General features: G+C 42.3%; 12 protein-coding genes. 5 read left to right on the forward strand and 7 right to left on the reverse strand.

What is annotated here, in order from left to right; all coding sequences use genetic code 11:
• Nucleotides 1-137: 137 nt before the first annotated feature.
• The 5 genes from WDA22_12865 (at nt 138) to WDA22_12885 (ending at nt 3,964) form a co-directional block, all read left to right on the forward strand.
• Nucleotides 138-1,250 (forward strand): hypothetical protein, encoded by a 1,113-nt coding sequence (locus WDA22_12865; GenBank protein MFA5834360.1) that lies wholly within the window; start codon nt 138-140, stop codon nt 1,248-1,250.
• 220 nt (nt 1,251-1,470) lie between these two features.
• Complete coding sequence (locus WDA22_12870; GenBank protein ID MFA5834361.1) at nt 1,471-2,865, forward strand: DUF4236 domain-containing protein; 1,395 nt, start codon at nt 1,471-1,473, stop codon at nt 2,863-2,865.
• 185 nt (nt 2,866-3,050) lie between these two features.
• On the forward strand, nt 3,051-3,395 hold the full coding sequence (locus WDA22_12875) for a hypothetical protein (GenBank protein ID MFA5834362.1): 345 nt from the start codon (nt 3,051-3,053) through the stop codon (nt 3,393-3,395).
• Nucleotides 3,396-3,614 (forward strand): hypothetical protein, encoded by a 219-nt coding sequence (locus WDA22_12880; GenBank protein ID MFA5834363.1) that lies wholly within the window; start codon nt 3,396-3,398, stop codon nt 3,612-3,614.
• Nucleotides 3,615-3,622: 8 nt separating this feature from the next.
• A complete protein-coding gene (locus tag WDA22_12885; protein MFA5834364.1) occupies nt 3,623-3,964 on the forward strand; it encodes a WYL domain-containing protein in 342 nt (113 codons plus the stop codon).
• A 183-nt stretch (nt 3,965-4,147) separates the two neighbouring features.
• Here the strand turns inward: WDA22_12885 and WDA22_12890 are convergent, their stop codons facing one another.
• The 7 genes from WDA22_12890 to WDA22_12920 all read right to left on the reverse strand — a co-directional run bounded on the left by WDA22_12890 (nt 4,148) and on the right by WDA22_12920 (nt 14,433).
• Nucleotides 4,148-4,423 carry a hypothetical protein gene (locus WDA22_12890; GenBank protein MFA5834365.1) on the reverse strand — a complete coding sequence of 92 codons (276 nt, stop codon included), beginning with the start codon at nt 4,421-4,423 and terminating at the stop codon, nt 4,148-4,150.
• 98 nt (nt 4,424-4,521) lie between these two features.
• Nucleotides 4,522-5,277, reverse strand: coding sequence for a hypothetical protein (locus WDA22_12895; protein MFA5834366.1), 756 nt, complete (start codon nt 5,275-5,277; stop codon nt 4,522-4,524).
• Nucleotides 5,267-10,153 (reverse strand): T9SS type A sorting domain-containing protein, encoded by a 4,887-nt coding sequence (locus WDA22_12900; GenBank protein MFA5834367.1) that lies wholly within the window; start codon nt 10,151-10,153, stop codon nt 5,267-5,269. Before WDA22_12900 ends, WDA22_12895 begins: the two co-directional genes overlap by 11 nt.
• Nucleotides 10,154-10,645: 492 nt before the next feature.
• Nucleotides 10,646-10,798 carry a hypothetical protein gene (locus WDA22_12905; GenBank protein ID MFA5834368.1) on the reverse strand — a complete coding sequence of 51 codons (153 nt, stop codon included), beginning with the start codon at nt 10,796-10,798 and terminating at the stop codon, nt 10,646-10,648.
• Complete coding sequence (locus WDA22_12910) at nt 10,799-11,356, reverse strand: hypothetical protein (protein MFA5834369.1); 558 nt, start codon at nt 11,354-11,356, stop codon at nt 10,799-10,801. It lies immediately after the preceding gene.
• Between the two features lie 74 nt (nt 11,357-11,430).
• Entirely contained in the window at nt 11,431-12,702 is a 1,272-nt protein-coding gene (locus WDA22_12915) for a hypothetical protein (GenBank protein MFA5834370.1), read from the reverse strand.
• A 318-nt stretch (nt 12,703-13,020) separates the two neighbouring features.
• Nucleotides 13,021-14,433 carry a hypothetical protein gene (locus WDA22_12920; protein ID MFA5834371.1) on the reverse strand — a complete coding sequence of 471 codons (1,413 nt, stop codon included), beginning with the start codon at nt 14,431-14,433 and terminating at the stop codon, nt 13,021-13,023.
• Nucleotides 14,434-14,464: the final 31 nt, after the last annotated feature.

Here is a 14,464-nt window from a genome sequence, read left to right on the forward strand (position 1 = left end):
TTTGAAGATTTTCAAAATATGGCAGCAATAGCACTCGGGAAGTTTAATAAATAATCCCACGCGCCGGAACGATACCATGAAGGTTAGCTCTAGTCCGTTAGACAGCAACAATCAGCTTCATCATAATGGAGACATAAATGGAAAAATATTACAATTCGACTTTGTTTTTCGTTTTACTTTTAATATTTGGGTGTGCAACTGTCCCTTCATATCGTGTTTCACAACCCTGGTTTAGGTCATTGAAATCCAACCATTCAATTGATCCATCAAAAGGTATCAAAATCGAAGTTTCTGGAACAACAATACCACTTCTCGGAAATGAACAATTGACCTCTGAAAATCTCCGTAATTCTATTACTCATTTAATAAAACGTCGTGGTTTTATTATTGAAAACGGAAATTATGATTACCTGATAAAGTTATTTTATAAAACAGATAGAAATGATAAAATGAAATTCTCTTCAACTATTTCATCAATGAATACTCAAGCGTATGCAATTTCAACCGGAAGTGGTGCAGGTACAACCTCTGGGCTAGGAGTTAGCATTGCAAGAGCAATTGGAATGTTGGCGTCTCGTTCTTCGACAGTTGAGACACAATCTGCAAATCAGCGAGTTTCATACACACATACAATTTCGATTGAACTTTCAAATAGAGAGGGAAGTATTTTATGGAAGGGTGAATCAACTTGGGATTCAGAAGAACTAAATTTAATTAGCGGAATTATTCCAGCATTACAATTAATAATTAGCGATTTACCATCTGATAAAACCGTTCGGCCTGAAGTACAAGAAGTAAAAGATACTCACGTAAATAATTATTACAAATTAGAATGTAAAGATGTATGGTTCACTTGCCCCGCATTACCTTATCGAATTATGTTTGAAGATAATAGTATGAAGTCGTCTAATAGAATATCAATCCCAAATGGTATATTAAACCAAAATGCATTTGCGACTTATGTTGATCTAATTCAAACAGCAGAATATGCTCTACCCGATGGAAACGAAAAAGATTGGAATGATCCGTTAGAAATATCGTTATGGAAAAAAGTTACATTAGGTGGTCAATATTATTTAGGCCCGGAAAAAACACCTGTTAATATTATTATTAAACTTTTCGGAAAGAGTGATGGTTATTACATTACTGAATGCAAGATAGCAACAGAGAATGAGTTTTCTGAATTCAATAAGAAATTAATTAGTTGGAGGGAAGTGCTTACAAATTATTATGATGTATATAAACGCTAAAGAAATCTTGTTGCTGCCTAATTAGTCGCTCAAGCAGACGTTGCAACCGCTCGTGTCCCAAGTTTGCAAATGTTGAATTCTCAAATGACAACTTACGATACGAAAGCAGATTTTAAATTTAAAAACAGAATCCCACGCGCTGGAACGATACCACGCAGGTTAGCTCCAGTCCGTTAGGTTGCACTTAAATTATCATTCTAAAAAAAATTAGGGAGAGCAAATGGGTTGGAGATTTAGAAGACGTTTGACTTTGTTTCCTGGAGTTAGGATTAATTTTAGCTCCAAAGGAATTAGTACGACTTTCGGCGTTCCAGGTGCAAGTGTAAATATTGGAAGTAACGGTGCATATTTAAATACAGGTATCCCTGGAACTGGTTTTTACAACAGAACCAAAATTAATTTTGGCTCTGGCTCCAATAAAGTAACTCCTCAAGAAAACGAACAATTCCCAACAGATTCACCAAACTATTTTGTACCTGAGGGAATTGGAGCAATAAAAAGTGCCGATAATAATTCTATTACAAGCAAAGGTCTTTTAGGGGTTAAAGAAACACTTTTCGCAGCATATAAGGAAAAACAATCACTTCAAGCTGAGGTTAATAATGGTAAAGCAGCATTGGAACAGGTAGAAAGTAGATTAAAATGGATGAAGATATTTTCATTAAACGGATTGCTATTTAAACGCACATTATTGGATCGGCAAAACGAATATAAGGAATGCAAAGCATCTTTACTTGAAGCGACCAAACAGTCTGCCGAATGTAAGGTTTCAATCGAAGTGCAAATTGATCCATCGCTCATCAGATTTTATGAATCATTTAAAAAAGGTTTTGATAATCTTAAGGGATCGCAACATTGTTGGGATATAACCTCAAGTATTTATGTTGACAGAGTAAAAACTCGTTCGTCTGCGTCACAATCCATAAATCGGCAAAAAGTATCGTTCACATATTCCAGTTTAGATTTTGTCAATTCGGAATATCCCGCATTTAATTTTAAGAATGTTAATGGTGCTGATTTATTCTTTTATCCTGCATTCTTGATTGCATTTCATTCAAAATCCGATTTCGCGTTAATCGATTACAAAGAAATGTCTATTGACTATAGTCGAGTAAGCTTTGTTGAAACAGAGAATGTTCCTAATGATTCAATCGTATTGAGTAGAACGTGGCAATATGTAAATAAAAATGGTTCTCGTGATATGAGATTTTCTAATAATTATGAGATTCCAGTAATGTTATATGGTGAACTAGATCTTAAAAGTAGTGCGGGCCTAAATGAATCATATATGTTTAGCAATGCAACTGCCGCGGAAGAGTATGTCAATTCTTATGCAAGATTTAAAAATGCTTTAAGTGGAGACAGAAACCAAGAAACACAATCGAAAAAGGAATCCGTTACCAAACCACAAATGTCGAAAGCAAAAGCTCTTCATACTCTTGGTTTGTCTTCAAGCGCAACCAGCGATCAAATAAGAACAGCTTACATTGAGTTGATTCAAAAATATCATCCTGATAAGGTATCTCATCTTGCTGACGAATTTAAGATGATTGCCGAAACAAAAACAAAAGATATAATATCAGCTTATTCAATTTTAACTCAACAGCGATTTTAAGTGCAACATACGAGTCACTCAAGCTTAGTTCCGGTCCGTTAGGCTCCTCACGTAAATGCCTTACCATACAACATAGTTATTCATACCAAACTATCTTATGCTTTTAAATATACCAGAATCACGGTATTGTGGTTCATGGGGTATTAGCGTAGTTTCTTGCAGTCAAACTATAATCTGGGGGAATCATGCTTTCAAATTTCAAACCTTTACTCCTATTAATTTTTTCAATCCTCTTTTTTGCCGTTGAATTAGAGGCGGGACAATGCCAAGCCACAACGAAAAAAGGCACACAATGTAAACGGCAAGCGGCGGCAGGTTCTTCATACTGCTGGCAACATGCAGGTCAAGAGACAAAAACACCCGGAACAATCCTAAATACCGATAAAAAAAGTTCGTCTGAGGTAAAAAAGGAAGAATTCAAGAAAAAAGATTATGCTACAACTCAGTGTCAGGCGACTACAAAAAAGGGGAAACAATGTAGTAGAAAAGCAAAGGTGGGCTCAAAGTATTGTTGGCAACACGGGGGATAAATGAAATCACTAAAAATAATTCTGCTCATTTTTACAATATCTCTATTCATGGTCGATTGTTCTTCATCGGACGAAACCGTTGGCGCACCAACATCATCTTCCGGTGATTGTCCGAACGGTAGGTCGGGCGCAAAGTGTAAAGATGGATCATCAAGCACGGCAACGGGAAGCGGGGCTTGTTCAAGCCATGGCGGAGTAAATTATTGGATATGTAAATAGAGGGCACTATGCGAGATAAAAAAAGAATAAACGAAAGGGATATAAGCATAGAGGATAAAATAGGTGTTGCAATTAAAAAGCGAAAAAGAATAACTTTTACATATGACGAATACTCAAACACACGCATTTTTGAACCTTATTTAGTATATGAGTCTACGAAGCACAATTACTTAGTGTTTGGAATGCAGACTTACGACAGCGAAAAACCTCACGAAGGAACAAGTCCAAAGAATTTTGAAATATATTATATCAAGAACTTAACCGTTCTTGAAGAAGATTTTAAGCCCGATTCCGCATTCAATTCCTATTCCTTTCCGAATAAGATACGCACTATCTATTCCGTCGATTAAATAGACTAAAAAATTTTGTAGTGGACCTTTGGCAGTCTCTACAGCATCTTCCGCGTTTACAATCTCGAATGCACTTTTACCTATTTTGGCAAAAAAAAACCGCCGCTCAAATCGAGCGGCGGTTTTGTGTTTTCCCCCATTGTCATCCAGTCCTGCAAAGAGCGGGAGAGAATGGCAAAAATATTATGATTGAATAATCGAAAGTTTCTTTTCCAGTTTAGAGAGTCGGTCGCGAAGCTGTTTGTTCTCTTTCTTTAACAGTTCGATCATAGTCTCTTTTTCAGAAAGTTCTTTAGCAATCGAAGCCGAGGCCATTCTATTTTTATTTTGTGTTACCGGTTTTTGTGCAAAGGTCCGCACCGGAGCAAAGTATTTTTTTGTGGACTTCATAGCGACCGGGGCGGTGGTGCAGCCGGCCATTAAGAATGCCATTATTAATGTAAAAATGATCTTTTTCATAAGACGAACTCCTTCAAGTGTTTCTGAATCTGTAATTCTCTTGTACAAATATACCTGTCTCTATAATAGATGGCAACGAAATTGATATTAATTTTCTCTCATAAGTCAGCAGGAGGGGTTTTCTCCTTTGAAAGCAGGTAAATGGCCACTCCCAGAATGCCCGCCGCAATGAAAATTGGAACAAGGTTATTCGCTACGGCAACTTCACCTCCCGAAATTTTCGGGGCTTGCGGCCGATCCTTTACCGGAGGCAACAGATTTGAGGGGAGGGGAGTAACATTGCTTACTTTAAACGTGAACGGATAATCGATCATGATCTCGCCGATTTTGATCGGTATTGATAGTGTCACTTCGCTTCCGACCAATCCCGTAATCGCCTTTTTTACTCTCGGATATCCCCGGTCGTTCGAAAGAAAGAGATCTTTTTCTACCCAGCTTCCTTTTTCCATATAGACATTTTCGCGAGGGATCATTGTTTCGCGAATGTATCCTAACGGAGGTATGACGAGAGGAGTGGGTGAGACAAATTCCGGAGAGTAAAAATTGCTTGTGTTGCGGACGGAATAAGTGCGCTTGTTGACGCTAAGTGAAACTTTTTCCCAGACGATGGACATTGATGCTTCCGAAATATTCTGCATCTGAAAATGGACTGCTGAAGCATCAAAACTGAACTGGATATACACATACTCATCCCGGAAGATTAATTGATCGCTCTTCTTCGGCTGTGTCATGGTATAGGTATAGAGATAATTGGTCCCCTTTTGTGCGGCAACAGTTCCCGCGCATCCGGAGATCAACAGTGAAGCGATCAAGATATAAATCAGAACATTTTTCGTAATGCTGTTATTTGACATAAATCATCTTTTTCGTTGTCATGTGCGTCTTTGTAAGCAATCGATAGAAATAAATACCTGACGCAACCGAAACACCGTTTTCATCCGTACCATTCCATGTTATTTTATACTGTCCGGGATCGTGCGGAGCGGAGACCAGTGTCTTCACCTTTTGACCCAGAACGTTGAAGATATGGATCGCCGTCTTCGCTTCGGTTATTCTATTATCCGGAATATCGTACTCGATGGTGGTCGAGCCGTTGAACGGATTCGGATAGTTTTGTTTTAACTTGTATGTTAACGGATATTTCCCCACTACTGACGGAATAACATCGACTTCCGGTGTTACCGCCTTGTTGGATGTAATAGCAAGAATCACCTCTGTTGTATCGATCTGACCGGTGGATGTGATTTTTGGAATGCGCAGTATTGTACCTTCCCCAGGTTGAATTTCCGAATTAATTAGACTGTATGCAAGCAATCTAATTTCATTATCGGTTGTTTTCACAATCACGTCCATATGCTGTGCGCGTGAGAAGACGTAGTTTGCTTTGGTCACATTCACCGTGGAATCCTTCAATCGAATGCGGACTTCAATACCGCGGACACCGACCGTATTCACCATATTCAGACGCAACCCTTGCGGCGTTACTTCGAACTGAGTTTTTGCTCCGTCAAAGTACTCGCGCGGTTTTGCTGATCCTGTCTGACCATCTTTCTTACTCAACCGATCTGACGCTGTTTGTTCCGGTACGAACGGCGGCGGTGAGGAGAACGAGAGCGATTTGCCGAGAATATTATCGCGCAAGATATTGATATCAGAAGTGTCGATTCTTCCGCTTCGATCCAGATCGGATTTAATAGAATCGGAAATGGAGAATGATTTGTTTCCGATAATCTGATCGATGATCGTGGTGATATCGGCAACGTTCACATTAATATCGCCGTTCGGATCGCCGTAGATGTAATATCCGTCTGCAGCGTAGAGTGCAGAGAGGTTACTGCCGACCGATGCTGTAACATTGTAGGTACCTTCACGATCTCCCAGTGTGAAGTATGTTGACGCCGTTCCGACTGAGTCGGTCATAACGAGCGTATCCTTTACCGTCTGACCGATTGCATTATCCGGAGCCTTGGTAACAGCAAACTTCACCGGAGTTTTCTTCACAAGATTGCCGCCGATATCTTTCACCGTCAGCGTAAATGCGGTATCGAGTGTTGTCAATGTAGGATTGACTTGGATTGATCCTGAAACGTTTACCAATGACGCAGCTGCACCTTGCGTTGCCTCCGCCGTAAATGTTGTTTCCAGCGCAGTAAATGTTACTGCTTCATGAGTTTGTTTCTTGCTGTTCTTGCCATTCTTACCGGTGCCGCCGATTTCCTGCGCTTCGGTAACGGCAAGCGAAGTGATGAGAGCTTTCACTCTGTAGAATCCGACTTTACTGCCGAGTGTTAATTGCGTTACGGCAATACCGGAAGAATCAGATCCATCGGTGCTGGTGCTGAGTGTTGCGCTGGTATCTCCGACCGGTTTCTCCATCAGGACAAACTGAACGTTCTTTAACGGCACTGCGTTGTCGCCAATATCCACCACGCGGACTTTGAACGAATCCAGCGGAGTAAGAATCGGTTTCGTCTGGTTGAATCCTTCCGTAGCAATCATTGCCACCGCTACGCCGTGTGTTGCGGATGCGGTAAATTCTACATCAGGAACGCCAACGCTGGTTGCTTTGATCTTGTATGTTCCGACTTTGTTGCCGAGTGTGAATTTGACTCGTGCAAATCCGTTGATGTCGGAAGGTGTGGTCTTTTCACTTAAGCGTTCACCGGTTGAATTAGCCGGAGACTGTGTAATGGTAAAGTTAACAGGCTGACCGGAGACATTGTTTCCGCCGATATCCACCACGCGCATCGCAAAGTCACTCTGCAACTCTGTGATGATCTGAGCGGATTGATTATTTCCGGCGATCTCAGCGACAGCTACTGCTGCACCCGGTTTCGCATTTGCTTTAAAGGAGACTAGGACGGAATCGTTCACTTTCGCATTCACCACATAATCGCCGCTCTTATTCCCGAGCGTTAATCTGGTTGATGCCAAGCCGGAATCATTCGTTGTCATAGTGAAGTTTGTCAATGTTTGACCGATTGCATTCAGGCTTGGTAACGTATCGATCGAGAATGTGACTGTTGTCGGTTTCGCAATGTTACCGTTTGCATCACGCACGCGCACCACAAAGTCCGACGACAATTGAGTGGTAATTATTGCCGATTGTTCTCTTCCGGAAACTTCTACCAATGATGCTGCGGAACCGGCATTGGCAAAACCAGTGAAGATTAACGGACTGCTTGGACCAATCGTTACTGAAGTTGCACTGACTGTATAGGTGCCGACTCTGGTTCCAAGCGTTAAGATAGTTGAAGCTTGTCCGAGAGGATCGGTTTGTACGCTGCTGCGACTGAGCGCTGCACCATAGGTTGTATCATTCTTGATTGTAAATACAACCGTTTCGTCTTTTACAGGATTTCCGCCATTATCCAAAATTGTGACAATAAATGGATCGGCCAATGGTTTACCATTTTCACCTGATTGATTCAATTGACCACCACTCATAATTTGAACCGGTGTACCTTGTGATGCATTTCCAGTGAATGTGATCGTATCTTTTACGGTTGCGACAACAGCCTTCACTTCATACGGACCAACTCTACTGCCGACTGTAAGAATTGTGGCAGCTTGTCCGAGCGAATTGGTCGAAACCGTTGTATTGCTTAACAGTGTATCCTTAGCATCAGTAGGCACAGCCCCAAAGAAGAAGTGTACTTGAGTTCCTTCCACAGGATTTCCTGCCGTATCAGAAACAGTCACAGTAAATGCCGTATCAAGCGGTGTTAAAATCGGTTTTGTCTGCGGAGTGATGGTTACAGCCGCCAGATATTTTGGAGCACCGGACTTTGCACTAGCCGTAAATGTGACCGTGTCTTTCACACCAGTTGCTTTTGCACTGACTTTGTAGTCACCCAACTTGCTGCCGAGTGTCAGTTGCGTTGATGCTTTTCCTTGCGCATTGGTTGTGGTTGTTGCGACACTTAATGTATCGCCAATCGATCCTCCCGGACGATCGTAAATTGCAAATTGCACTTGTGCACCTTCCACAGCGTTTCCGCCGGTGTCGGTGACGGTAATCGTAAAGGCCGTATCAAGCTTCGTCAAAATCGGTCTGCGTTGCTGCGGAAGTGCAAGCGCTGCCAATTGATTTGGGGCGCCAAACTTCGCCGTTGCACTAAATGTTATTGTATCTGCTACACCGGCAACTGTTGCGCGTACTAAGTACGTATCAGCTTTACTTCCCAATGTGAGACGAGTCGAAGCGCGTCCCAACGCATCCGTTTGTGTTGATTGGTTGCTTAAGCCTGCGCCGAAGGAGCCTGCCGGCGGATTGATAATTGCAAATTGCACTTGTGCGCTGTCAACAGGATTTCCTCCGATATCGGCAACAGAAATCGTGAAGAGCGAATCGAGCGCTGTTAAGATCTGTTTGTTCTCCTGCGTCACCGGCAGGCTTGCAAATGTTTTTGCTGCTCCATTCTGCGCAGTGGCAGAGAAGGTAATTGTATCAAGATTTGGCGCAGTTGCAATCACGCGATACTGACCAACCTTGCTTCCAACGGTGAAGAGCGTTTTTGCATAACCGGATGCATCGGTAACAACAATTGTATCAGAGAGTCTTCCGGTTGTGTCTTGACCCGGTCTGAGATTAATGGCAAATGTTACCTGAACATTGCTTACCGGCGTACCATAGGCATCGGTAATCAATACTTTGATCGTATCCAATGTTGTAAGAATAATCGGAAGTGTATTATTTTGAACACTTGCTTGAGCTATTGATACTGCAATGCCTGCAGCGCCTTGCAGAGGTCCGATTGCGCGAACGGTATCTGCCATTGCCCATCGTCCTGCAAGGGTGACATTAGATTTAGAAATTGTTCTGAGCAATGTATCGACGACCGGAGTTTGACGAACCCAGTTGTTGCCATTATCCGTGGAACGCCATAATTGCAGATGATGAATATCGTGTCCGTTCAATTCACTATCAGTAAATTTAAATTCCACCGTGCCAGTCGCCGTGGCATCGGTCGGTTGGATCTGATAATACCGTTTGATTGATTGGTTTCCATTTCCACTCTGCGTCGAGTCCGAAGCGCGTATTACGCTTGTAATTCCCGGAGCGTTGGAGGACCAGGTGATGGTAGCTCCAATATTCCCGAAATTAGAAGACGTAGTACTCCCTGTAAGGTCTACCGATTTCTGAATTGCACCTTGTAATATCCCCGATTCAAACAGTGTATCGCCTAAGGTGATAATATTTCCTTGAGGTATCTTCAATGTTACCGGTGATGCAATGGTAAGACTTCCGGTGATTGATAGATTCCCTCCGGTAGTCGTTTTTGTGCCAGTGCCGGACAACGTAACATGTTTATATTGTCCCGCGGTAAGAGTCTGGTCTGCACCGATCAATTCAAATGTTCCGGTTAATGATGCCGGTAGACCGATTGCTTTGTTCTTTATTTTTAATGTACCTCTGTTATTAATTGTTCCGTGATTAATAAAATCTTGCGCCACTCCTATATGTATAAACGTGAGAATGAATAATGCATAATACAACAACCTTTTTGTTCGCGTGATCGAAGTGGACAAAGGAATCCCGGCGTAACCTGTATAGGATTCGTTGTTCTTCTGTTTGAACGAAAGCGTTGTCAACGAGGGAGTTTGTCTAATCACCGTATCATTTCCACTCGTCGATCCTTTATCGCGTGACGTATCGAAGAGATGATCTCTCCAATCTACCACGTGCGATCGAATATTAATATTATTTGGAACCATATGGTTACCCATGAATTATATTTTTGTCCAATATTTTGCAATGCAAACTGTGAGATGGATATATTCTATCATGTCGTTTCCACCGTAACTGATCGGAAAAGACAATGACAGATGATTCTCTGTTCGATCTCATCATAAAAAATTCACTTTGCATAGCCTCTTGTTAATACCATTACCCTGAATTGCTCCTTTGCCTGTAATACTTTTTGAAACAACCGACTCAAGGGGAGGGTGAAAAGGAGCACTAAACACCCTCCGCCATGAATCGTGAACACCATTTAATCGAACGGTAGATGACACAGTGCACAGACAGCATAAGAAGTGAGCATCTCCTTTTGTGACGGTGCCATAAACATTCCTTTCGATTTCACCATTGTTATGAATACGCATTTTCAACATCTCGTTTGCCACACACATGAACTTCCACCGGATTTATACCGGAATTTCTTTCCATCATAGAGCAATGGAAGTATGTCGGTTCTGTCCATAGCTTTTATCATAGCGTTACGCATATTCCGTTCTACCATATTTCTTACCTGATACAGCATTGCTTCCTTCGATGTTTATCTGCTTCGGGTGAAACATATCGTTCATCCGAATCAACAAAGAGATCTTTATTGATGAAGCAATGTTTGTCTGGATCCATATTGAATGCATTCAAATCAAACTACTATTCCCATCGCTGCTTTTAGGCGGACTACTTCCTTGATACACGAAAGCATAACGCGACGAGTTCTGTCTCGACCGCATTGCAATATCGCTTCGTGCATTCCGAAAGAGCGTAGTTCTCCCGCGAATCATACACAGTACATTACCAAATGCATGCTCCGTGTCTCCGCGGGCAGGCGGACTTGTCCCTTCGGGACTACCACCTTCACACACTACAGGATAGTGTAACCGATATTGAACCGAATGCATTGCAATATCACTTCGTGCATTCCGAAAGAGCGCAGTTCTCCCGCGAATTATACACAGTCCATTATCATGTGTATGTTCCGTATCTCCGCGAGCAGGCGGACTTGTCCCTTCGGGACCACTCCCATGATATTCCATGGAGACAATATCCTCGCGCGGATTCTTGATCCCGTTGCATTGTAGATTAGCAACTGCCGGACCGCGAATCATATCAAAGGCTGACTCGATACTCGACCGAGGAAGCACTCCGATATCGAATACCGGAGAGTGGGCAATATGTTGTTTGTTTTCTTTTAGCATACATTGACCATAACGCGTGCATAAAAATAAATTCTTTATGAACGCTCACTCTTTACCGAACAATGTTTATGCTATTAATTTACTGTAAGCACACCATCGTTGGTTATAGTACCATCGTTTGTGACAGTGCCGCTTATAGTTACATCGCCGGCACCTTGGATGTAAACACCATTTAATGAAGATGAGGTGTTGGTTAATGTTTCAGCAGCTAAAGTACCCGTGATGTTCTTGTCAGTGTCGCCTGAGAATTTGATTTCTCTGTAATTATTCAAAGCTGCAACTGTCTGACTTCCGCCATCGGCTGTTACGCCGCTATAATGAAAAATATTGCCAGCTGCAAAAGTTACAGTTCCTCCAGTTGATGTGAAGGCTTGTCGAACCTTATATTCTACAGCCGCAAAATCTTTGGATCCAGCGTTGGTCAATGTCAAGTTCACATAGTCCGCTTGAGCAATATTCTGTGCGGCAACTGCTGCGTAATATTCAACTGTTCCACCGATCGTAGGATTGGAAGTGAACGATGCAGTTCCTGCTATCTTAATCAAAGCAGAGGCACCATTAGTAATTGCATTTCCAGCGTCGCTAGCCGTAAATAAACCATCTTCGTCAGCTTGATTTATCGTTCCATTGTTGGTGATGTCTGCACCTGCACCAAGGATAAGATCCGCTAATCCTGTTGCTCCATCTACCAAAAGTGTATTGCTTGCATCTACTGTAAGCACTGTGTTAACAGTTACATCGCCATCAGATGTTTTGACTGATCCGCTTCCACCAGACAATGTCAAGTTTCCGTATGTCGAAGGGAATACGGTCTGAGCAGCAGTAGCATTATACACAACAGTACCACCAGTGAACGTATAACTTCCTGTGCTTGTATTCGAGAAGATTGCAGATCCTGTCCGCGTTACGGTCAATTGAGTGGCTCCTATGGTAAAGGAAGCATCGCCAGTAAGCGCAACTCCTCCTGCGACAGTGGCATTACCCAGCAGTGTTTTAGTAAAAGCCCCCGTGCTGTTTAAGGCTAAACCACCATAAATTCCCAGATCAATCGACGTTCCGGCAAGAACGTCTTGGGCAGCATTTCCAGTATATCCAATAGTTCCTGTGCTGGTTTTGAAATTGGCCGCTGGTGCTGACTGAGTGAGAACACCTTTAACATTTAGCGTACCAAGGTTGTTAGTAGTTCCTGCAGCACCATTAGTAAAAGCGGTGAATGTTGCGGTCCTATTAACTTTATTAGTAAATGTACCGTTATTGGTAAATGTGCCTGCAACGAGATTTGCAGCCAATGTGGCAACTGCCAACATGATGACAAATATTTTCTTAAACGCATTGATGTTTTTCATAGTATTGCTCCTTTTAGATATTGTTAATTGATTATTGTTTTTGCGTGTCGTTTGTAATGCTGTGTTCGGGTTTGAATCTTTTTGCGTTTTCATAACATGTTTCCTTTTTGTTTGTGTTTTTTAAATGGTTGTTTGTTGTTACAGCAGCTCATGCTCAATGAGCAACTTTACTTCTATTTCTCTTTACGGTGGTCGTGAATTGAACCTTGTCATTATTACCTCCTTTCTTTATATCGTTGTTAACTGTTTTCGATACAGCCATTGTTATTGGGCCATGTTGGTTTGTTAAAATTATTACAGTTAAAAGCTATTTATTAATTAGTTAACCGTTATCGTACCAGTGTTTGTAATCGTTCCTTCGTTATCAACATCACCCGTGACAGTCAGCGAGCTGCCGGCGGCATTAATGTTCACGTTTGCACCAAGAAGATTAGCAACATTTCCGCTCGTCAAAGTAACACTTCCTGTCCCGTCGATATTAAGAATTGATGCATTAGAGATACTTCCCAAAGAGACACCCAAGGATGCGCCGTTGGCAATCGTTAAAGTCGGAGCATTTGTAGCAGCAATATCAACCGCTGTATTGGCAGCCAACGTTGCAGCTGCAGTAACTGCACCGGTAATTGACTTTACACCAACTTCTGAGAATTGCAGCAATTTATAGTTAAGTGCTGCCACCGTCTGTGCACCGCTGCCGTTGTAATGGATAATTGTTGCTGCGTTGAATCCGGGAACAGCTGATGACGTCATATTTCCAGAAACACTAAATGTGCCCGCAGCAAACGCTGGTGTCACGCCCGAGAGTGTTAAGTGTTGGTATTGTGCAACGGCAACGGATTGACTTGTTCCTGTGTAATCAAATGTTCCACCGACGTTCGCAACACCCAATGTGACAGTGTTGTTCACTTTGATTGTTCCGAGGTTCGATGCTACGAGATTCGAACTTCCGCCTGTTGTAAATGCATTGCCAGAACCAACATCAAATGTTGTATTTGCATCGCTGTTATAAACACCGTTGATGGTGATTGCACCTTGACCAGTTTTTGTTGCGGGTGCAGTGCTTGTCATTGTCAAAGCGCCATAGGTCGTTGCAAATACCTGCTGAGCACCCGTTCCTGTGTAGGAAACTGTTCCGCTGGCTGCGGATAAGGTTCCACCAGATGTTACCGTTGCCGATTTGATGTCGAGTGTGTTAGCACCAACCAATAATGTTCCATTCGATAATGTAAATGTGGTATTTACCGTTGCCGAACCAGCAAGAGTCTTATTACCGGTAGCCGTAACCAACAGGCCACCATATGTTGTTGCAAGAACTGACTGTGCTGCTGCCGCTCCGTTGTATTCAACATTTCCACCAGTTGTGGTAAATGTGCCAACACCACCGTTGGTCAGATCGGCTGCAATTTTAATTGTTGCGGTATTGGTAGTTGTACCATTATCATTGGTGTAAGCAGCACCGACTACAAAATTTCCACCACTGATTGTTGCTTGACCATCAGTGCCGCCCGCATTGTTTTGAGAAAAATAGCTGTTCACTGTATATGTTCCGGCAGTATTATTGAATATTCCTCCGCCAGCATTCTTATAGTTCTCAAAATATCCAGTGACTGTTGTTGTTCCGCTGTTCGCGATTGTGCCATTATTTCTCACGTTTCCTGCAAACAGGATTCCTGTCACCAGAATGGAAATGGCGGCCACTATGACTGTTCGAAAAAAGTTTGTTGTTTTCATGACATTACTCCTTGTAGTAAGTGATTTGATT

It is taken from the genome of Bacteroidota bacterium, assembly GCA_041658205.1.
In the GTDB taxonomy this organism is placed as follows: Bacteria; Bacteroidota; Ignavibacteria; order UBA10030; family UBA8401; genus UBA8401.